The organism is Nitrosomonas sp. Is79A3, assembly GCF_000219585.1.
Classification (GTDB): Bacteria; Pseudomonadota; Gammaproteobacteria; order Burkholderiales; family Nitrosomonadaceae; genus Nitrosomonas.
In genome coordinates, this window is the sequence record NC_015731.1 from 1,287,515 (window position 1) to 1,308,906 (window position 21,392).

The 21,392-nt window shown below is 44.5% G+C and carries 21 protein-coding genes and 1 other annotated feature; of the genes, 16 read left to right on the forward strand and 5 right to left on the reverse strand.

Annotated elements, in window-relative coordinates; genetic code table 11:
- Both NIT79A3_RS05800 and NIT79A3_RS05805 read right to left on the reverse strand, forming a co-directional pair.
- On the reverse strand, window positions 1-966 hold the full coding sequence (locus NIT79A3_RS05800) for a tetratricopeptide repeat protein (protein ID WP_013965307.1): 966 nt from the start codon (window positions 964-966) through the stop codon (window positions 1-3).
- A 106-nt stretch (window positions 967-1,072) separates the two neighbouring features.
- Window positions 1,073-1,804 carry a tail fiber protein gene (locus tag NIT79A3_RS05805; RefSeq protein WP_156797026.1) on the reverse strand — a complete coding sequence of 244 codons (732 nt, stop codon included), beginning with the start codon at window positions 1,802-1,804 and terminating at the stop codon, window positions 1,073-1,075.
- A 232-nt stretch (window positions 1,805-2,036) separates the two neighbouring features.
- Here NIT79A3_RS05805 and NIT79A3_RS05810 point away from each other — a divergent pair, with 232 nt between their 5' ends.
- The 9 genes from NIT79A3_RS05810 (at window position 2,037) to rpmE (ending at window position 11,958) form a co-directional block, all read left to right on the forward strand.
- Window positions 2,037-3,266, forward strand: coding sequence for a GTP-binding DUF697 domain-containing protein (locus NIT79A3_RS05810; protein WP_013965309.1), 1,230 nt, complete (start codon window positions 2,037-2,039; stop codon window positions 3,264-3,266).
- The gene (locus NIT79A3_RS05815; protein ID WP_013965310.1) at window positions 3,263-4,816 is read left to right on the forward strand and encodes a GTPase; all 1,554 of its coding nucleotides are present in this window, start codon (window positions 3,263-3,265) and stop codon (window positions 4,814-4,816) included. The genes NIT79A3_RS05810 and NIT79A3_RS05815 overlap by 4 nt, the downstream gene beginning before the upstream one ends.
- Window positions 4,817-4,889: 73 nt before the next feature.
- The gene (locus NIT79A3_RS05820) at window positions 4,890-5,651 is read left to right on the forward strand and encodes a DUF3750 domain-containing protein (RefSeq protein ID WP_013965311.1); all 762 of its coding nucleotides are present in this window, start codon (window positions 4,890-4,892) and stop codon (window positions 5,649-5,651) included.
- A gap of 116 nt (window positions 5,652-5,767) precedes the next feature.
- Window positions 5,768-6,781, forward strand: a complete 1,014-nt coding sequence (locus NIT79A3_RS05825; RefSeq protein WP_013965312.1) for a Fe(3+) ABC transporter substrate-binding protein — start codon at window positions 5,768-5,770, stop codon at window positions 6,779-6,781.
- 104 nt (window positions 6,782-6,885) lie between these two features.
- A complete protein-coding gene (locus tag NIT79A3_RS05830; RefSeq protein WP_013965313.1) occupies window positions 6,886-8,487 on the forward strand; it encodes an iron ABC transporter permease in 1,602 nt (533 codons plus the stop codon).
- Window positions 8,488-8,497: 10 nt separating this feature from the next.
- Window positions 8,498-9,547, forward strand: coding sequence for an ABC transporter ATP-binding protein (locus tag NIT79A3_RS05835; protein ID WP_049785410.1), 1,050 nt, complete (start codon window positions 8,498-8,500; stop codon window positions 9,545-9,547).
- Window positions 9,548-9,772: 225 nt separating this feature from the next.
- Window positions 9,773-10,099, forward strand: a complete 327-nt coding sequence (gene trxA, locus NIT79A3_RS05840; RefSeq protein WP_013965315.1) for a thioredoxin TrxA — start codon at window positions 9,773-9,775, stop codon at window positions 10,097-10,099.
- Between the two features lie 147 nt (window positions 10,100-10,246).
- Window positions 10,247-11,506 (forward strand): transcription termination factor Rho, encoded by a 1,260-nt coding sequence (gene rho / locus NIT79A3_RS05845; protein WP_013965316.1) that lies wholly within the window; start codon window positions 10,247-10,249, stop codon window positions 11,504-11,506.
- Window positions 11,507-11,745: 239 nt separating this feature from the next.
- Window positions 11,746-11,958 (forward strand): 50S ribosomal protein L31, encoded by a 213-nt coding sequence (gene rpmE / locus NIT79A3_RS18185; RefSeq protein ID WP_013965317.1) that lies wholly within the window; start codon window positions 11,746-11,748, stop codon window positions 11,956-11,958.
- Between the two features lie 116 nt (window positions 11,959-12,074).
- Here the strand turns inward: rpmE and NIT79A3_RS05850 are convergent, their stop codons facing one another.
- Together NIT79A3_RS05850 and NIT79A3_RS05855 are read right to left on the reverse strand one after the other, a co-directional pair.
- Complete coding sequence (locus NIT79A3_RS05850; protein WP_013965318.1) at window positions 12,075-12,395, reverse strand: cupin domain-containing protein; 321 nt, start codon at window positions 12,393-12,395, stop codon at window positions 12,075-12,077.
- Window positions 12,396-12,440: 45 nt separating this feature from the next.
- Entirely contained in the window at window positions 12,441-13,445 is a 1,005-nt protein-coding gene (locus NIT79A3_RS05855; protein ID WP_013965319.1) for an NAD(P)-dependent alcohol dehydrogenase, read from the reverse strand.
- A 517-nt stretch (window positions 13,446-13,962) separates the two neighbouring features.
- On the opposite strand from NIT79A3_RS05855, the gene NIT79A3_RS05860 reads away from it, so the two are divergent.
- Window positions 13,963-14,388 (forward strand): hypothetical protein, encoded by a 426-nt coding sequence (locus NIT79A3_RS05860; protein WP_198009395.1) that lies wholly within the window; start codon window positions 13,963-13,965, stop codon window positions 14,386-14,388.
- Here the strand turns inward: NIT79A3_RS05860 and NIT79A3_RS05865 are convergent.
- Window positions 14,356-15,584, reverse strand: a protein-coding gene (locus NIT79A3_RS05865) for an IS3 family transposase (protein WP_156796972.1) whose coding sequence is annotated in 2 segments (ribosomal slippage) — window positions 14,356-15,296 and window positions 15,296-15,584 — 1,230 coding nt in all. Because the reading frame shifts where the segments join, the coding sequence is not laid out codon by codon here. The genes NIT79A3_RS05860 and NIT79A3_RS05865 overlap by 33 nt on opposite strands.
- Window positions 15,190-15,306 (reverse strand) — a sequence feature (AL1L pseudoknot). (Overlaps the previous gene by 117 nt.)
- On the opposite strand from NIT79A3_RS05865, the gene NIT79A3_RS05875 reads away from it, so the two are divergent.
- The 6 genes from NIT79A3_RS05875 to epsI all read left to right on the forward strand — a co-directional run bounded on the left by NIT79A3_RS05875 (window position 15,519) and on the right by epsI (window position 21,250).
- Window positions 15,519-16,244, forward strand: coding sequence for a peptidyl-prolyl cis-trans isomerase (locus NIT79A3_RS05875; protein WP_156797027.1), 726 nt, complete (start codon window positions 15,519-15,521; stop codon window positions 16,242-16,244). The two genes, NIT79A3_RS05865 and NIT79A3_RS05875, sit on opposite strands and share 66 nt — an antisense overlap.
- An 81-nt stretch (window positions 16,245-16,325) precedes the next feature.
- Window positions 16,326-17,126 (forward strand): polysaccharide export protein EpsE, encoded by an 801-nt coding sequence (gene epsE, locus NIT79A3_RS05880; RefSeq protein ID WP_041360182.1) that lies wholly within the window; start codon window positions 16,326-16,328, stop codon window positions 17,124-17,126.
- Between the two features lie 79 nt (window positions 17,127-17,205).
- Window positions 17,206-18,573, forward strand: a complete 1,368-nt coding sequence (epsF, locus tag NIT79A3_RS05885; RefSeq protein WP_013965321.1) for a chain length determinant protein EpsF — start codon at window positions 17,206-17,208, stop codon at window positions 18,571-18,573.
- Window positions 18,574-18,607: 34 nt separating this feature from the next.
- Entirely contained in the window at window positions 18,608-19,510 is a 903-nt protein-coding gene (epsG, locus tag NIT79A3_RS05890; protein WP_013965322.1) for a chain length determinant protein tyrosine kinase EpsG, read from the forward strand.
- Between the two features lie 22 nt (window positions 19,511-19,532).
- Window positions 19,533-20,426, forward strand: coding sequence for an exosortase B (xrtB, locus tag NIT79A3_RS05895; protein ID WP_013965323.1), 894 nt, complete (start codon window positions 19,533-19,535; stop codon window positions 20,424-20,426).
- Between the two features lie 137 nt (window positions 20,427-20,563).
- On the forward strand, window positions 20,564-21,250 hold the full coding sequence (gene epsI, locus NIT79A3_RS05900) for an exosortase-associated protein EpsI, B-type (RefSeq protein WP_013965324.1): 687 nt from the start codon (window positions 20,564-20,566) through the stop codon (window positions 21,248-21,250).
- Window positions 21,251-21,392: the final 142 nt, after the last annotated feature.

Consider the following 21,392-nt stretch of genomic DNA (forward strand, 5'->3'; position numbering starts at 1 on the left):
TTACTTTCGCTGTAAATGTTGTGCAATTTTCTGGTCGAGTTCGGCTAACCAGGTTTCTGGCATGATGGCGAGTATTTTTTGCCGGATTGATTGGGCAGCAAGAATTTCTTCGGTATCCTCGGATCGTTGTATGGCGGCAGATATCCACAAATACGCTTTTGCCAGATTTTCTGCCGATAATTGGTTTGTTTCCGGATCCGGTTCTGCATGATAAAAATGATTTCCTGCTTGAAAATATGCCGGTACAAATTTGAGTGCGGCGGCTTGTTCAAACAGTTGCCGAGTTTTTCTCGCGGTTTGTTCTTCCGGTGGTTCTTGTTGCATGAGTATGCCTAAATAATAAAAACCTTCAGGCGCTAGTTTTTGCGCGGCGGCAGAAAACCAGCGGTAAGCTTCCTGTTTATCCTGGATAGATGGATCGCCTTGCAAATAAAATTTTCCCAGCCATAGCTGTGCCGGAATCGAACCTTGGTGTGCAGCGGGACGGCAGAGTTCAAGGGCTTTTACGGGGTCCTTGGGCACGCCTCTGCCAGTCATAAGCAGATTGCCGAGATGGCAGTAAGAATGAAAATGTCCAGCCTGTGCCGCTTTCTGAAACCAGCTGGCAGCTGCGGTTGGATCTGCCGGGCGGTGCGTGCCATCGTCAAGACAGATTCCGGTCAGATGTTGCGCAACCGGAATGCCGCCTTGTGCGGCTTTTTCAAACCATTGGCAGGCGGCGGTCTTATCAATTGCGCGTCCCCAGCCATTTTGGTAAAAAAGGCCGAGGGTGAATTGTGCCAGCGCGTTTTGATCATTCCTGGCAGCGGCATCGTATCCGGCAAAGGCTTTTTCGTATTCCCCAGATGCCAGGGCCACTTGCGCATCCTTCATCACCTGACTGCTGTCCAGTTGTGCATTTGCGCCACCGGGATTGCTTTCGGACAACAGCACAGCAGATAAAAATATCAGTAACGCTTTTTTCATTTTTGTCAGCAGGAATCACGGATAATAGGCGTCATCGATGCGTGTATTCATTGATTGCCCGTTAATCCGGTGATTCCTTATTTCATGTTTAAAATTTCTTTACGGTTTAAGGCCGTGACGGAAAAACACCTTGCCAGGCAATGATGCAGTTAACCGTTGTGTAGGACTGCATGATTGAGAATGGCTGAGAGCTTCCGGTATTGCCTACTGTGACCGCTGTATTGGTTGTGGTCGTCACATTAACGCCACTCAGAGTGGTTTCAATGGAGCCGGCGTGCATATTCACGTTTGGCGCCGTTGTGGAGGAATATATCTTGATAAGGGCTGCAGACGATGTGGCAATTGCATTACTGCCTGGAGTAGTCATGTCACCCGTTGCATTGGCAGCTTTGAGTGTGGAAGTTGCACTAGCGCCGGGGGCAACCGCAGAAGTGGATGTTGAAACTGCGGTAGCTGGATGCGAATGTATCGGCAGTTGCGTGGCCGTGAGCGTAACATTTTCAGCGCCACTGGTTTGGCCCATCGTGAAATTTGAGTATCCTGGGGATTGTCCCTGGTGTACCGGTACTTTTCCTCGCATGTCAGGCAGCTTAAAGTTAGTGACACCATCCCCGCCGTAGGTAGTGCCCAGTAAGGAGTAAAGTGCTGCGTACTGGTTGATGGGCAGTGTTTGCCCGTTGCATTGAAACCACCCGTCCGGTGCAAAATTAAATGCGACATAACTGATTTCCCCAACAAATGGCTCATAGGCGGCAGTGGCGTCGTCAGGTGTTGCAGCCAGGAGTGCTATGGCTGTGGTGAGAGTAAAAAAACCTTGCGTCTTTTTCGTGTGTTTCATCAGTCCTTCCCCTTTGATTAAGATTTGGCTTTTAATTTCAAGCGTAACATTTGATACTGGCGATGAATTTCTCCTTTTATCGTAACAGTGCACTAATCCTAACATAATGTTGTAATAAGGTGCTTTATGCCCTTTATTCCGTTGAAAGCACCCGGACAATTGAAATTGTCTTGAATCAATATACGGTCTCAAACTTAAATCTGTTTTACACTGATGATAAGATGGCAGTCTGATGAAACTGAGCGATCTAAAAAACTGGACAGAATACTGGGAGCAACTCCGCACGGCGCTGCTCGAACCCGGTGTTGACAAAACATTGCTGGAAGCATCGTTGCGCGAGGCACGCGCGAAGATGCCGGTTCCCGTACTATGGCTGCTGGGTAAGACACAATCTGGCAAAACTTCGATTATCCGAGCGTTGACCGGTAGCGAAACCGCTGAGATCGGTAATGGTTTCCAGCCGTGCACGCGCAGTTCCCGTTTTTATGATTTCCCGGCTGAAGTGCCGGTTATCCGGTTTCTGGATACGCGCGGTCTGGGTGAGATTTCATATGATCCCGGTGACGATATGCAGTATTGCGAGTCTCAGGCGCATTTGCTGGTTGCTGTGATGAAAGTGGCTGATATCAATCAGATTGCGGTGTTTGACGTGCTGCATACCATTCGTCAGCGCCATCCCGAATGGCCTTTGCTGATTGTGCAGACCGGTTTGCACGAGCTTTATCCTGATCAATTCGGACATTTGCATCCGTGGCCGTATGCCGAGGATCCCTTACCGGAAACTATTCCGCTCGATTTGCGCCGCGCTTTGCTGGCGCAACGGGATACTTTAAAGCAATTACCTGGATTTTCCCCGTCGCGCTGGGTAGCGGTCGATTTGACGTTGCCTGAAGATGGGTTTGACCCGCCGGATTATGGTTTAGAAGCCTTGTGGCAAGCGATTGAGTCACTTTTGCCGTTAGGTTTGCAACAGCAACTCAGCGGTGATAAAGAAGTGCATGACCTGTATGCACGTGCTGCGCACCAGCAAATTTCGGGTTATGCGCTTGCAGCGGCAGGCTTGGGTGCTTTGCCGGTGGTGGACCTGGTTGCAGTGTCGGCGGTTCAGGCCAAACTCTTGCATAGCCTGGCTATCTTATACGGGCAGCGCTGGGATAAAAGCACTATGACAGAATTTTTGGGGTTGATGGGTGCGGGGATTGCGTCCAGTTATATGATACGGTTGCTCAGCCGGGCGGTGGTTAAGGTGATTCCTTTCTGGGGGCAAACGGTGGGTGCAGTGTGGGGTGCCAGTTCCAGTGGTGCGACTACGTATGCATTAGGCAAGGCAGCGATCTATTTCTTTATCCGGCGCAAGGATGGTTTGAATGTCGATCCTGAGGCATTGCGCCGCATCTATGCGGATGAGCTGGAGCGTGGGGCATCGCTACTTAAGGAACGTTTGCGGGGTAAACCAGGATGAAAGCGCCACTTCCAGTCGTTGATCCGCTACGATTATTGGTACTCATTCTGCTGATATTGCCCGTGTTGGCGTTGCTTGGCTTTGGGGTGTTGTGGTTGTGGCAGAGCGGCAATTTACAGATTTGGTTGATTGCGATGGTGGTATGCGGCGGTCTGGGTTACGGTTTGCAGCAGTGGCTGGTGCGGCGTGAACGACAATTACTAACGGATACGGTTACCGAGCCTAACCCGGATTGGCCGCCGAGTGCGGAAGTCGTGTGGCGAAAAGTCGAAGCATTGGCGGAAACCTGTAATCCAGAGGATTGGCCGCTTGAAGACGGCACATGGGTGCTGGAACTGGGGCAGAAAGCACTGCAAACCGTTGCGCATTGTTATCACCCGAATGTTGAAAAGCCGCTGCTTGAACTGACTGTGCCGCATACCTTATTGATTATCGAACGCGCGAGCCGTGATTTGCGCCGGGATGTCGCTGAAAAAATACCATTTAGCAATCGCCTGACTATCGGTGATTTGTTCCGGATACAGCGCTGGAAGGCCAAGGCAGAACAAATAGTGAATATCTACCGGGCAGGCAGCGTCATTTTCAATCCGGTCAATGCTTTGCTTAGTGAAGCGTGGCGGCATTTGCGCGAACGCAGTTTTGATCAGGCCAGGAATGAATTGCATAGCTGGTTTTTGCGTGCCTATATCTGCAAGGTCGGCTATTACGCGATTGATCTGTATAGCGGCCGTCTACCGCTGGGCGACGAAGAGCCTACAACATCACCAACACCGGAATCCCAGGCAGACCTAGAACAAGTTGAGGAAAAGGCAAAGTCAACTGTTGAGCCATTGCGTATTCTTGTTCTTGGACGGTCCAATGCGGGTAAATCCAGTTTGATCAATGCCTTGTTTGGGAAACTCACAACCACCACGGATGTATTGCCTGATACGACCCAAGCACTTCAACCATTCATTTTGTCACGTGAAGGGCTAACCCAGGCATTGATCTTCGATAGCCCGGGATGTGACAGCCCTTTTTTTGACGATAAGCAAATGTTGACGGCAGCCGGGAATGCCGATTTGATTTTATGGATTAGCCCGGCTAATCGTCCCGATCGGCAGACTGAGCGTAACTGCATCGATACTTTGCGTGCATTCCTGGCTGCGCGAATGGATCGCCGCTCCCCGCCATTGCTGGTTGTTGCCAATTTTATCGATCGCTTGCGGCCAGTAAATGAATGGCATCCCCCTTACGATTTGACAAATCGGCAGGATATCAAGGCAGTCAACATCACTGCTGCAGTGCGGGCCATCGCTACTGATTTGGCTGTACCGGTTGAGCAGGTCATTCCAGTTTGTCTGCTGGAAGGAAAAGTGTATAACGTGGATGACACGCTGTGGGCAGGCATATTGAGTCATCAGGATGAAGCGCTCAGAGCGCGTCTGATACGTTGTCTGGATGCCAGAAAACGCGCCGAAGATTGGGTCATGTTGCGTCGACAGATGGCCGGTGCCGGACGGTTTCTGCGGGATTTGCCGGAGATGCTGGGTAAACGTTCCGGGCGGTAGTGCGCATGGGTTGGATCAAATCAGAAGACGAATTGCGTGATTTTAATTTTGCGAATAGCGGATAGACTAAGAAATGTTTATAAAGCAATTTGTATTTCCCTTTCTTCTTTTACTTAGTTTCATCGTATTAGCGGTTATTCCTGATCGTGCGCAGGCGCAATACTGGTGGAATGCCAGCCGTGAACCGGTTGGGTTGGCGCCTGATCCTGTTGCAACGCCGGAAGCGATTATTCAGATCTATGGTGCGCGTGCTTATGGCTGGCGGGGTTATTTGGGAATCCATACCTGGATCGCCGTGAAACCCGCTCAAGCAAAGTTCTATACCATCTATGAAGTAATCGGATGGTTGCAACGCAGGAGAATGCCGGTATTAGTGATTTACGAGAATGTGCCCGATAGGCGCTGGTACGGCAATATGCCTGAAATATTGCTGGAGAAACGCGGTGATGGCGTGGATGCACTGATTGAGAAAATTGATCAAGCGGCACGGAATTATCCCTATGCGAAAGAGTATACGATTTGGCCGGGACCCAATTCCAATACGTTTACGGCTTGGGTTTCGCGGTCGGTACCGGAACTTCAGCTTGATCTGCCGCCAACGGCGATCGGTAAGGATTATCTGGGCTATCGGTTGATTTCGCAAGCACCGAGTGGCAGCGGCTTTCAGATTTCATTTTTTGGTTTGTTGGGTGTTCTGGTCAGCGCTGTTGAAGGCATTGAATTCAATCTGTTAGGTCTGTCGTTTGGTGCTAATTGGAACTCGCCAGCAATCAGATTGCCACTGGTGGGACGCAAAGATTTGGATTTATGGCCTCAGCCAGTGATTGAAAAATAGTTGTAATCGTAAGATCCTGAGCCTGCGATATTTAATTGATAATTATTCGTATTCATAATATAGTAAACAAGAATGATGCATTGAGCCTATGAACATTTTTGCCTGGAAGTTTTGTCATGCCAAGATTTAACGCAAGCCGTTTTGTTGTCGCAGTTTCTTTTCTTTTCTCTTTGTTTGTCGCGCACTCAGCACATGCCGAAGAAGTGGTGGTTTATTCTGCACGGATTGAGCAACTGATTAAACCGATGTTTGACGCTTTTACCAAGGAAACCGGGATTAAGGTCAAATATACAACGGACAATGAAGGCGCTTTGCTTGCTCGATTGGAAGCAGAGGGAAAAAATACTCCGGCTGATATGCTGATAACGGCGGATGCCGGTAACCTTTGGGCGGCGGCGCGGGCAGGATTGCTGAAACCTATCAAATCAGAGGTGCTGGAGAACAATATTCCGGTGCATTTGCGGGATCCCGGTAATGAATGGTTTGGCTTGTCAATACGCGCACGCACATTAATTTATAACACAAAAAAAGTAAATCCTTCCGAGCTCTCCACGTACGAAGATCTGGCTGATTCCAAATGGAACAAACGGTTATGCTTGCGCACCTCCAAGAAAGTGTATAACCAATCTCTGGTAGCGATGTTGATTGCGGAACACGGTGAAACTGAAGCGGAGAAAATTGTCAGAGGCTGGGTGGCCAACTTGGCAACAGATCCGTTGTCGGATGACACCCGGGCTTTGGAATTTGTTGCGGCCGGTAAATGTGATGTGACTTTGGTCAATACCTATTACTTTGGCCGTTTAATGCAGAAAGATCCCAACTTGCCGTTGGCAATTTTTTGGCCAAACCAGAATAACAGCGGCGTGCATGTCAATATTTCAGGTGCAGGGATTACGCGTTACAATCGCAATGAGCAAGCTGCCATCAAATTACTGGAATTTCTATCATCCGATAAAGCACAAAATCTTTTTGCTGATGTAAATATGGAGTATCCAGCCAATCCAAGAATTAGCGTGGATCCATTTGTTGCGGCCTGGGGCAGTTTTAAGCAAAATCCAATGAATTTGGTTAAAGCCGGTGAATTACAGACAACCGCTGTGAAATTGATGGATCGTGCGGGTTACCGGTAAAAAATCAGGTTGAATGCAAAGAACGATGCAGACCGCATAGGTTGGTAAAAAATAGAATCTCTTCAACCGGGAATTTTTCTGCATTATTCAATCCCTCATTGCTTATGAGCTTCTGGCGTTTGGTTCCTTTTATAGCTGCTGCGTTGGTGCTGGCGCCTGTCGGTGTGATTGTTTCATCTTTTTTTGCGCCTGCCAGTGATATTTGGCAACACCTGGTGGAAACCACGCTACCTCTTTTGCTCATCAATACGCTTTGGCTTGCATTGGGTGTGATCGTTGGTACCGCATTGCTGGGTATCAGTCTGGCTTGGTTTACGGCTGTCTATGAATTTCCCGGCCGCCGCTTTTTTTCCTGGGCTTTGTTGTTACCACTGGCGATACCTGCTTATGTGACGGCATTTGTTGCATTGGGCCTGTTTGATTTTACCGGTCCTATACAAACCACACTGCGTGCATGGCTGGATTCCGATTTATCCTGGTTCCCGGATATACGAAACAGGGCAGGGGTCATCATTGTTATGACCCTGGCTTTTTATCCTTATGTGTATTTACTGGCACGGAATGCTTTCTTGAGTCAGGGAAAACGATCGCTGGAAGTAGCGCAATCCCTCGGATTTAACCGCAAACAAGGCTTCTTTAAAGTGGTGTTGCCGATGGCGCGTCCCTGGATAGCCGGGGGTATCATGCTGGTATTGATGGAAACATTGGCGGATTTCGGCACGGTCGCAGTGTTTAACTACAATACATTTACGACAGCCATTTACAAGGCATGGTTCAGTATGTTTTCGTTGCATGCGGCTTCTCAGTTGGCTTCGTTGCTGATTGTTATTGTTTTCGTCGTGATTGTTCTGGAACAGCAATTCAGGTCGCGTATGCGTTATGCTGAAAATAAAAGAACTGAGCGGGCGCAGCGTATTCAGCTTATGGGCTGGCATAATTGGGCGGTTACGGGTTTTGTTCTGTGTGTATTGTTATTGGCATTTTTGTTGCCGGTTACACAATTATGTATTTGGGCCATACAGTCGTTTACACCAGATTATGACGTAGCCCGGTACTTAGAATTTCTCTGGCATTCATTATCATTGTCGGGTTTGGCAGCTTTGTTGATTTGCCTGGTTGTGATTACTATGGTTTATGCTTCACGGCGCTATCCGGGCCCAGCTACGCGGTATGCAGTACGAACAGCAACGATAGGCTATGCATTGCCCGGTACAATTTTGGCGATTGGTGTGTATGTACCGCTGGCATGGCTGGATGGGCAGCTCAGCGAATTAGCTTTGCGCTGGTTTCAGATCGAAACGGGGCAGTTGATACAAGGAACATTGATCACTATGCTGATTGCCTATTTGATACGGTTTATGGCGGTCAGTCACTATCCCATCGATGGCGCCATGCAACGTATTACACATAGTATCGATGAGGCGGCAATGAGCCTTGGGATGCATGGTTGGGCAATGATAAGGAAGGTGCATATTCCGATGTTGAAGCCGGGTATTTATACGGCTGCCACCTTAGTGTTCGTCGATGTCATGAAAGAGATGCCGATCACACTGATGACGCGTCCATTCGGTTGGGATACACTGGCTGTCCGGATTTTCGAGATGACTTCGGAAGGACAATGGGAGCAAGCGGCTTTGCCCGCTGTGACGCTAGTGCTGGCTGGATTGATACCGATTTTCTTGTTTATGCGCCAAACTGAGAAGTAGATTGATGAGTATCGCACTGCTGCAACTTAACAATGTCCGGCAAGCATATGGCGAGCAAGTCGTTATTCATGATTTATCACTGGCATTACAAAAAGGGAATATCGGTTGTTTGCTGGGTCCCAGTGGTTGTGGTAAGACTACCGCACTGCGGTGTATTGCTGGTTTTGAGCCGGTGTCTGCAGGAGAAATTTTGCTCAATGGTGTTTGTGTGAGTAGCGCAGATATTCTTGTGCCGCCGGAACAAAGACGGATTGGTATGGTTTTTCAGGATTACGCGTTATTTCCACATCTGGATGTGGCTGCCAATATCGGTTTTGGTTTGCATCGATTAACCAGAACGGAACGCGAACGGCGTGTGGATGAGTTGTTGCAGGTTGTACAACTGGTTAGTGTATCCGGCAAATATCCGCATGAATTATCAGGTGGTCAACAACAACGGGTAGCCCTTGCGCGTGCACTGGCACCTAAACCCGAGTTGCTGTTGTTAGATGAACCCTTTTCCAATCTGGATGTCAGCTTGCGTGAACGCTTAAGCGTGGAAGTGCGTGAGATTCTTAAGGATCAGGGGATTACAGCTATTCTGGTAACCCATGATCAAGCGGAAGCATTTGCGATTGCCGATGTGATTGGCGTTATGCAGCAAGGTGAAATTCAGCAATGGGATACAGCTTTCAATCTTTATCATCGTCCGGCAAATCGTTTTGTGGCAAATTTTGTCGGTCAAGGGGTATTCCTTCCAGGTACAGTTATTAGTGCACAGCAGGTTGCGATCGAATTGGGAATTTTAAATGGCGAGATTCCGCAGTACTGCGATAATGGCTGTAAAGTAGATGTGTTAGTGCGTCCAGATGATATCGTACATGATGATAACAGTCCGTTGCAGGCAACAGTTATTAATAAAGCATTTCGCGGTGCAGAGATTTTATATACATTGCGTCTTTCTGGCGGAGCCAAGGTACTAGCGTTGGTGCCTAGCCACCATAATCATGTGATTGGTGAGAAAATAGGCATCAAGCTTGAAGCTGATCATATTGTTGCATTCCGTCAGTCAGTGCTATGACAGTCGTTTTGAACTCATTTTGTGTAGAAACTTTACTCAATTTGTTTTTCTGAGCATTTTTTAAAAAAATGATGCTTCCCTTTTAACAATTTTTTCTATAGCATAGCAAATTAGTGTGTATACCTTTCTTTTACAGCTTTATTCCAAATAATCCCTTAAAACAATCTCTGAGATAATGTTGGGGATTACTAATCTTAAAAACCGAATAATTTGAATGAGGATTATATGAGTCAGCATATTCATTACGTTACTGATGCTAATTTTGATGCGGAAGTTTTGCAATCGACAACGCCCGTGCTGGTTGATTACTGGGCGGAATGGTGTGGTCCGTGCAAGATGATAGCTCCAATACTCGATGAAATTGCAGGTGAATATGGTGAGCGCCTTAAAGTAGCCAAACTGAATATCGATGAAAATCAGATAACACCACCGAAATATGGTATTCGCGGTATTCCCACATTGATGTTATTTAAGAATGGAAATATTGAAGCGACGAAAGTCGGGGCATTATCAAAATCGCAATTAACAGCATTTATTGACAGTCATATTTAAACCCGCTAGTCTTATATAAATAGTTGATTTGTGGGTGATACAGATTTAAAAAAACCACAGCCCTATATTTAATTATCCCGTCCGTAACAACTTTCCTTCCAGCGTCACTATCTTTTAAGTAAGTATTCTTTTTTCACGAGCTTCTTCATGCGTTTATCAGATCTAAAAAACCTACATGTAACTGAATTAGTAAAAATGGCCATCGAAAATGAAATTGATGGTGCTAACCGAATGCGAAAGCAGGATCTGATTTTTGCATTGCTAAAAAATCAGGCGCGGAAAGGCGAAAATATTTATGGCCATGGAACACTGGAAGTATTACAGGATGGGTTCGGTTTTTTACGTTCTCCAGATACCTCATATTTGGCGGGTCCTGATGATATTTATATTTCACCCAGTCAAATCAGACGTTTTAACTTGCATACAGGCGATTCAATTGATGGTGAGATTCGTCCTCCTAAAGATGGTGAGCGCTATTTTGCGTTGGTTAAAGTTGATAAAGTTAATAACGAGCCTCCAGAGAATTCTAAACAAAAAATCCTGTTTGAGAATCTGACGCCACTATTTCCTGATGAACGGCTTATTCTTGAGCGTGACATTAAGGCTGAAGAGAATATTACAAGCCGAATTATTGATTTGATTGCGCCTATCGGTAAAGGTCAGCGCGGTTTACTGGTTGCTAGCCCAAAATCAGGTAAAACCGTAATGTTGCAGCATATTGCACATGCCATTGCAGCTAATTATCCTGATGTGATTTTAATAGTGTTGCTGATTGACGAGCGTCCTGAAGAGGTAACGGAGATGATTCGCTCTGTCAGGGGGGAGGTAATTTCTTCCACTTTTGATGAATCGGCCATGCGGCACGTGCAAGTTGCTGATATGGTGATTGAGAAAGCTAAGCGCTTGGTAGAACATAAGAAGGATGTCGTCATATTGCTCGATTCGATCACGCGGCTGGCACGCGCTTATAATACGGTGGTGCCTGCTTCTGGTAAAGTACTAACTGGCGGCGTAGATGCAAGCGCGCTGCAACGGCCTAAACGTTTTTTTGGCGCTGCCCGTAATGTTGAAGAGGGCGGATCACTGACTATTATTGCAACAGCATTGATCGATACGGGATCACGTATGGATGATGTGATTTATGAAGAATTTAAGGGTACTGGCAATATGGAGATCCATCTTGATCGGAAAATGGCTGAGAAACGGATATATCCAGCGATCAATGTGAATCGATCAGGCACTCGTCGAGAAGAATTACTAATTCCTCCAGAGGTTTTGCAAAAAATTTGGGTATTACGTAAATTATTGCATCCAATGGATGATATGGATGCCATGGCATTTTTACTGGATAAAATCAAGGCGACCAAGAATAATTCTGATTTCTTTGATTCGATGAGACGTGTCTAAGTATAGGGTGCTTCTAAAAATTCAAAATTCTAAACAAAACGAGGCGCGAGCAAAAAATTGTGACTCAGCATATAACTGATATGTAAGGAAACATTTTTTGTGAGTATCAAAGTATTGTGACTAAATTTGGATTTTTAGAGGTGCCCTATCGATTGATAGTTGCACAGGTACGTACATTAAAGGATAATGCACGGTTTTTTAATTCCCCTTTAGGGATGGAATAATTGAGGATATTGGCAATGAAAGCAGACATTCATCCAGATTACCAGGAGATAACGGTAACTTGTAGTTGTGGTAGTGTTTTTAATACACGCTCGACCATGAATAAACCTCTGAATATTGAGGTGTGTTCTCTTTGTCATCCCTTTTATACGGGAAAACAGAAGATTGTAGATACCGCTGGTAGGGTTGAGAAATTTCGTCAGAAATACGGCAGGCAAGCGTCCAAATAATTGCCGGCGCCATGTCATGGTGATATCGACTCACCAGCTGAATTTCTCCGTTTACATGTTGCTCGGATAAGTCGGATTCTATTATCCAAGTAGTTGGTTCCAATTCAGGCAGCGCCTCAATAATGAACAGCAAGCCAGATAGTTTCGTTATCAGGATCTGTCCATGCAACTCTGTGCTTCTTATGAGAGGGGATATTAATGAAATCCCCCTCATTAAGATGGACTGACGTTTTGTCTTCAAAAGATAATATAGCTTTTCCTTTTAAAACCATAACCCACTCATTTTTTTCCTGATCATACCAATCAGATTCTGGAGATTTATGGCCTTTTGAAATAATTTTTTCTATTGTTACCGCATCATTCTTGATAAGAATTTCAAAGAACTCTTCTTTTTCCAAGTTTTGAGGAGTTTTAGAAAAAATATTTTGTGATTTCATTTTTGATGTGTGTTGCCCATACCGTTATTTCGCTGATAGATAGCACTAATGATTGCTAAGGACAATACGATATTTCGCTTTACCACTTGCTAATCTTGCTAATGCTTCATTGATCTGATCAAAACGAAATATTTCAACGATTGGTTCAATATCATGTTGTTCTACAAAATTCAGCATCGTTTTCAAACTTGCTGGACTACCGACAGGTGAACCTGAAACTGAGCACTGATTTGAAATTAAAGGGAATACGTTGATATCCAGAGATTCAAGGGTTACACCTAAGAAATGTAAACGGCCTTTGGGGCGCAAGGTCGCTATATAGGCATTCCAGTCGAGTTTCACATTCACTGTCGATAAAATTAAGTCAAACTGGTTTTTTGCAGCGCCAAGTTCAGCTGGGTTGCGCGTATTCAGAACTTTGTGTGCACCTAACGCCAGTGCTTCTTTCTTTTTATCATCACTGGATGTAAAGGCAGTTACCTGACAACCCCACGCTTTCAGAAATTGTAAGGCAATATGCCCTAAACCTCCTATGCCAATAACCGCAACTCTGGCAGTAGGCTGAATATTGAATTGCAGTAGAGGATTAAAAACAGTAATTCCACCACAGAAAAGAGGTCCCGCAGTTTGTGCGTTTATGCTATCCGGTAGGGCAATAATGCTGGCAGCATTGGCGCGAACTCTATCTGCAAATCCCCCATGACGACTAACAATCGTTGATTCCGCTTGTGCGCAAAGATTGTGATCGCCGGACATGCAACTATGGCAGATCATACAATAGCCAGCGTGCCAACCAAGGCCGACTCGTTGCCCGAGTTGAAAATTTTGCACATGTGCTCCTTTTGCTGCAATCGTGCCAATAATTTCATGACCTGGTACAAATGGATATTGAGTAATTCCCCACTCATTGTGTAGCATGCTCAGATCGCTATGACAAATACCACAATGCTCAATCGCTATTTCAACATCGTGAGTACTCAATAATCCTGGCTCGTATTCAAAGGGTTGAATTTCTCCGCCCTCTTTAAATGCAGCATATGCTTTAATCATTAATTTCCTCTCGAGATAATTTATCATTTGATTGTTATGTCATTAAAATGAAACTGATATTTAGTATATTAAGCTTATTGCTCTATTATTTATTGGCTATAAATGCATTTTAGCAGAGAGTTTTGGAAGCTGAATCAACTTTAAATAGTCCAAATATTTATAGTTTTATCCTGCTGTAGAAGTAATTGCGCTGAAACAAAATGACGAAATTCATTGTCAAATAAGGCGCAAATAATCTACTTATTCAGAATTCTTCTTCATAGGTGGCTCAGTAAGTGAGTAATAAGCTTTTATAATATATGGTTCTGCAGTTTAATATATGTTTGATTTGTAATGGATATTGGTGTATTTTGTGAGATAATACTTTAAGTGTTAAAGTTTCTAGTTTAATTGTCGTAGCTAATTTGAGAATGATCGCTCGATCTTATTGATTTTATTTTGTGTTTAATGTGGCGATATGTAAGACACATTGAAAGTTGCTTCATTATATATTTGTAACTATAAAGGGAAAAGTACTATGGTATTAACATATAGGCAGATGGCATTGATTGGGTTTGTGAGTATTTTTGTTTTAGTTCTTACAGCTTGCGACAGTGAACCTAAAGAAAAAAAATCCGGACAAGCCTTAGTTAGTGTTAATGGCAAAGAAGTTACCATGCTTCAACTTAATGATGAAATAAAACGTGCCAATATTCGCCCTGATCAGTATGAAGCAGCTAGCAAACAATTATTGGAATCACTCATTGCTCGTCAATTGATTATGGACGAAGCTATAAGTAACAAACTTGATCGGACTCCCGATGTCATGCAGGCGCGTGAAAGAGCTAATGCTCAAATTATTTCACAAGCATATATGCAAACTATTGTAAGTAAAGTTGAATCACCCCGGGTTCTCTGGAGGCTGTTTGGTTTAAGTAACTTTGGCAGAATCCAAGTTGGCTAACTGCCGGTAGTATTGTGCCTCAGCTTCCGCCGGCGGTATATAGCCGATGGGTCCAAGCAAACGCTGGTGATTGAACCAGAACACCCAGTTCAACGTCGCCAATTCAACGGATTCCCTGTTTTTCCATGGCCCCTGCTTGTGAATCAATTCAGCTTTGTAAAGCCCGTTGATCGTTTCGGCTAGTGCGTTATCGTAGCTATCTCCTTTACTGCCAACCGACGGTTCTATTCCAGCCTCGGCAAGCCGCTCCGTATAACGGATAGAGACATACTGGGAACCCCGGTCGCTGTGGTGAATCAAGGCACCCAGCTCCGGTTGCCGGGCGTATAAAGCCTGCTCCAGCGCATCCAGTACGAAGTCCGTGTGCATGCTGGAACTGACCCGCCAACCCACGATGCACCGGGCAAACACGTCGATGACGAACGCGACATATAGCCAGCCCTGCCAGGTGGAAACATAGGTGAAATCCGACACCCATAACTGGTTTGGGCGATCCGCCTTGAATTGCCGGTTTACGCGATCCAGCGGGCACGGCAGCGCCTTGTCCGGAACCGTGGTTCGCACAACCTTGCCGCGCCGCACACCTTCCAGCCCCAACCGTTTCATGAGCCGTTCAACAGTGCAGCGAGCTACCTGCATTCCTTCGCGCTTAAGTTGCCGCCATACCTTGTCGGCACCATACACCTGCAGGTTAGCCTGCCACACACGCTGAATTTCTGGCATCAAAACCTCATCGCGTTGGGCACGAGTGCAACGCAATGCCGGATTGCGCCGCTCGGCCGCGTGACGCCGATACCCTGACGGGGCGACCTGCAATACCTTGCAGATCGGCTCGACCCCGTGGGTGTCACGATACCGGTCGATGAACGACCTCAGGATTTGAGTTTGCGGTCGAGCTCCGCCTGGGCGAAAAAAGCACTGGCCAGTTTCAGAATTTCATTGGCGCGACGTAATTCCTTGACCTCACGCTCCAGTGCTTTGATGCGTTCGCGCTCTTCACTGGTGATGCCATCTCGTAGGCCTGTGTCGATCTCGTGCTTCTTTACCCAATCATGCAATGTCGGCGGCGCGCAGCCGATCTTGGGCGCAATCGATTCTATCGTCGCCCACAGCGAAGGGTACTCACTGCGATGCTCTTGCACCAGGCGGACTGCTCGTTCTTTTACTTCGGGGGAATATTTGTTTGTTTTGTTCATCGCTCCATTCTCTCAAGATTTGGAGCCTCCTCAAAACCCGGGGCGATTCAAGTCGCTAAACCATCCAAAGCTGAGATTGATGATTATTACCAAAAACATCCCGAATATTTTGCACAACGCAAGCAATTTGATTTAACGATAGTGCGCGTTGCAACTAAAGACCTTGGCGATGAATTAAAAAAAATCATAGATGCAGCTAAGTCTCTAGACGAAGTGGTGGCGTGGCTTGATAAAAATAAAGTACAGTATCTCCGTAATTTAGCGTCGCGAAGTACCACTGATCTGCCGGCTCAGATGGCGACAATGATGCAGCAGAAAAGTAAAGACACTATTTTTATTATCAACGAGCAAGGTAATAGTTTGCTTATTTCCGTCAATGCGATCAAGGATAGTCCAATCACAGCTGCTGTTGCGGCACCACAGATTGAGAAATTTTTGATGAATCAAAAATACAAGGAAGCAACCGATGCAGAAGTTGCTCGCTTGCGCGCGGCAGCAAAAATAGAATATCTTAATGCGAAAACGTCAATATCCAATGCGGAAAAGCCGGTTGCTCAATCAACAGTGGCCCCTCCCTCTGATGTTACTAATAATTTAAATCTAACAGAAGAGCCAGTTTCAGAAGGGGCAATTGAGCGTGGTATCATGGGAATAAAATAAGTGTAAATTTTTGCTCAAAGGCTTTATCTTTATCAACCTATCGCGTTATGATTTAAGGATTGTAGGCAAATGATATATGTTATGAAAAAACTGAAGTTTCTGATGATCTTTCCAATACTTTGGATGATTTGTATTGGCAGTGTGGTTGCCGGTGATAGTAGGGAAAGTGTATTGGGACCCGGTGATACATTAAAAATATTTGTCTATGGGCAGCCCGATCTCACTACTGAAGCGAGAGTAAGCGAATCCGGGAGTATAACTTTTCCCCTGTTGGGCGAGATATTAGTTGATGGATTAACTCCATCTGCTGCAGAACGAAAGATAGTAAAGCTACTGGAAAGTCGTGATATTTTGCGTAAACCCCAAGTAAATATCTTAACCAGTTCACTACAGAGTCAAATGGTATCTGTACTTGGTTATGTTCGTAATCAAGGCCGTTATCCGATCGAAGGTAAGCGTAGTCTGACTGATATTCTTGCCATGGCTGGAGGAATAACTCCTGATGGTGGAGAGTTGGTTACTCTGATCCGTTCGGACGGGAGCAAATTTAATAAAGAAATCATTGATGTTATAGAAATGGTTCGTTCCGGTGATTTAACTCGAAATTTGAACGTGCGCAGTGAAGATCTTATCTACGTTGAGAGGGCTCTCCGTTTTTACATCTACGGGGAAGTTCAGCGTCCTGGAACTTATAGACTTGAACGTAATATGACGGTTATACAGGCACTGTCAGTTGGTGGTGGATTGACCCAACGGGGTACTGAACGCGGTCTGCGGATTCAGCGTCGCGATGCTGAGGGTAATTTGCAGATGTTAACAGTAAAATCCAGTGATTTGGTTGAGCCTGACGATGTGCTTTATATCAAAGAAAGCTTGTTCTGATATTCGTTCAGGAACTGTTTAAGTATTTTTATATCAAGCAGCTATTGTAACTAGATTAGGTTTAAACTGGAATTTACACATGGATTTATCTCGATTCTTTCTTATTATATTAGCCCGTCACAAACTTATCCTTCTTACACTTATTGTGACTGTAGCGACTACTTTGGTTGTGAGTCTGTTATTGCCCAAAAATTACAAGTCGGTAGCAACTCTGGTGCTTACAAATAAGGGGGCTGATCCTGTTACGGGCGTGATAATGCCCGCACAGTTAAATGCAAGTTATATGGCAACTCAGTTAGATGTCATTAAAAGCTCTAGGATTGCATTGATGGTGATAGATCAACTTAGGCTTGATCAGAGTGAAGCAGTAAAAGCGCAATTTGAGAGTAGCAATAGTAATCTGGGATTGCGTGATTGGTTGGCTGCCTGGCTAGTTAAGAATTTGGATATTGAAACCTCGCGAGATAGCAATGTAATTGGTATTGGCTTTAAGGGTGCCGATCCTATGTTTACTTCTATCATTGCAAATGCATTTGCTAATGCCTATCAGGAGATGAGCATTCGCCTCACAGTTGAGCCCTCACAAAGAGCAGCAGCCTACTTTACTGAGCAGCTTAACGTGTTGGGTGACAGACTAGAAGTGGCACAAAAAAAACTATCTCAGTTCCAACATGAGCAAGGAATCGTCGATGTGGATTATCGTCTTGATGTTGAAACAAAGCGGCTAAATGATCTCTCTAGTCAATTGATAGTTGCTCAAGCGGAAGTAATGGGGGCAGTATCTGGGGCGAAAAACAATAGCTCCGATGGTGAAAAAAATAGTATTAGTAGAAATCCAATGATTAATAATCTCAAGTTTAGTTTGACGCAAGCTGAGTCAAGTTTTTCAGAGATTTCGCAGAAATTAGGGCGTAATCACCCCAGCTATGCGGGAGCAAAAGCAGAGGTTGAAAAACTGAGAGCTGAGCTGAATAAGCACATAAGAGTTGTCACAAATACCGCTATCAATCAAGAAAGTGGAATCCGCATGGCACTTGAAGAGCAAAAAGCTAAAGTATTGGCTCTTAATCGCGCGAGAGACGAACTCCTGCCTCTTGTTAAAGATGTTGAAGGTGCTCAGCAGGCATATAATGCTGCAATGCAACGTTTAAATCAAACAAGTCTCGAGGGGCAATCTAATCTGTCAAGTGTCTCTATACTCGATACAGCAAAAATTCCAGATACACCGGACAGTCCCAAAATATTGCTCAATATAATTCTATCAGTATTTCTGGGTAGTGCTCTAGCATTAGGCGTTGGTTTGCTAGCCGAAATGCTTGACCGGCGTGTGCGTTCTGCAGAAGATTTGGTCGATATACTCCAAGTTCCTGTGCTTGGTATTATAAAGCGAGGGGTTCCCAAACAACAGGGCCGATTGCAATTAGGTTGGTTACGTTTGCTACGATGAATCAATATAAGCTTATTAAATTAGGAAGAAGAAAATGAGCATTCAAGGTTCCTCTGAAACAAGGAAATTTAGTGGCACCGCCTCTATTAGTACCAATGTACCTCCCCTAAGAAAATTCAGTATAGGACACATACTGCTAGATATGGGGAAAATTACACCTGTTGAAGCGGAACGTGTACTGCGCTTACAAAAAGAGAGAGGTCTACGTTTCGGTGATGCTGCGCTTCAATTGGGTTTGATTACAGAGGCAGATATTCAGTTAGTGCTGGCACAGCAATTTGACTACCCTTATCTGTTGCCAGGGCAAGGGAATCATCCGCCAGGGTTAGTGGTTGCTTATCAACCATTCGGTGCGCAAGTAGAAGTTTTTCGTGCAGTGCGTAGTCAGTTGATGTTACGTTGGTTTACTTCAGGACGTAAAGCGCTGACAATCGTTAGTTATAATCCCGGCGATGAAGTAAGTCTTTTTATAGCTAATCTGGCTGTAGTATTTTCCCAACTCGGTGAGCGCACATTGCTAGTTGATGCGAACTTGCGTTATCCGCATCAACATGAAATTTTTAATTTAAAAAATAAGCAAGGCTTATCTGATGTCCTTGCCGGCCGTGCTAATATTTCTGAGGTGATTGCCAGAATTGATTCGTTCATAGATCTTTCTGTTTTGCCAGCAGGAACACTTCCACCTAATCCTTTGGAGCTTCTTAACCGTACTTCATTCGATGAACTGAATGATCATCTTGCAAATCAGTTTGATATTATTCTTTACGATTCTGTGGCTTTCACGAGTGGTTCCGATGCACTTGCTATCGCTGCTCGTACAAGTGGGGTTTTGATAGTTGCACAAAAAAATAATACTCGTTTGGATGATATAAGCACTATGAATGAACAACTTAAATGCAGTGGAGCCGAAGTTATAGGTTCCATTTTAATGGACTGATTTTTTAATCATCGGTAGAGACATGTTTACTATTCCATACAAACTTCATACTGAGAAGCAGGTTATAGCAGACTGGTTGCCAGTGTTGTTAGGGCTATTGGCTTTGTATATACCTACTTTCTATAATCTTGCAAATGGGATGTGGACTAATGAAGAGCAAGCGCATGGCCCAATTATCCTATTCCTTTCGCTCTGGCTTATTTATCGCAAGTGGCCAGAAATGATAAAAAGAAGTGAAGGAAAACCAACCTCAGTTCTGGGGTGGATATTTTTTTTCATAGCTCTATTTCTTTATATTATCGGCCGTTCTCAGCAGATAATAATTTTTGAAATGGGATCTTTTATTCTGGTTCTGGCGTCTGTCTTGCTTATTAAACGAGGTAGCAGTGCTCTGAAAGCTATGTGGTTTCCGATTTTCTTCTTGTTGTTTATGATTCCATTGCCAGGCACGTTAGTTAGTTTGCTTACTATGCCTATGAAAATGGCGGTTTCATATACTGCCGAGAATATTTTATTTTGGGCAAATTATCCTATAGCACGTAATGGCGTTATCTTGCAAATTGGACAATATCAACTTCTTGTAGCTGATGCTTGTGCTGGACTCCAAACACTGCTGACTTTGGAGGCATTGGGGTTGTTTTATCTGAATCTTGTTCACCATACTTCAATATTCCGGAATGTGACATTGGCTATTCTTATCATACCGATTTCTTTTACTGCTAATGTTATTCGCGTTATCGTTCTTACCTTGATTACTTTCCATTATGGTGATGCCGCTGGACAGGGTTTTCTGCATGGATTTGCTGGAATGGTTTTGTTCATTAGCGCATTAATACTTATTTTGGGAATAGATTCAATACTGCAATATTTTGTTAGGACACAGCCTATGAATGCCACTCAATTTGCAAGTAAGTAGTCAATAAGTTGGGAAATATCTAAAGATTTAGAGATCTGGTAAGTTTTGTAACAATTCTTTTTTCAGAATTTTAGTGATTTTTGATTGATACGAGTTTTTTGTATCGGATAAATTTTATATTGTACTAAGGAGAATTAATGAAAAAGTCTTTAATCACCAGCATCATTTTAGGTATATTGATGGTGTCATCAGGTGCCTTAACAATGGCCCTGACTCCCACTGTTAAAATTGCAGATCAACAGGAAATGCTAAATCTAGATGCTTTGATTCCTGCCCAATTTGGGAATTGGCAAATCGATAGTTCTATTATACCACTCCAAGTAGATGCAGAAACACAGTCCCAGCTTGATAAGATATATAACCAAACGATATCGAGAACCTATATTAACACTCTGGGTGAGCGTATTATGCTTTCTGTGGCGTATGGTGGAGATCAGAGCGATAATCTGGCAGTACATAAACCTGAAGTATGTTATTACGCGCAGGGTTTTGAGATAATGAAGATTTTTGCTGATGAACTGCTTACAAGCTACGGAAAATTACCGATAAAGCGTTTGTTAGCGATTAAAGGTAATCGTAACGAACCTATCACTTACTGGGTTACAGTTGGCAACAAAGCGGTTTTGCCAGGCATCGATCAAAAATTACAGCAATTGCGTTATGGTTTGACCGGACGGGTGCCTGACGGTATGTTGGTGCGTGTTTCTTCCATAGATAATGATAAAGACAAAGCCTATCAGCTCCAGTCTATTTTTATACAGGATTTGTTAACAGCAGTTGATGTTAAGAAACGCGTCAGATTAATAGGAACTTCTGAAGTATAAAATACAGAGTTTGTTGACGTGTTGATACATCCACAAAAGAGCAGTCGATTGAAATATTGATCTTTTTGCATCGTGGAATTAAAGCAGTATGCCGTTACGGAGAGATTGTGTGCTGCTATAAGCCTTTAAATAATGTTGTAAC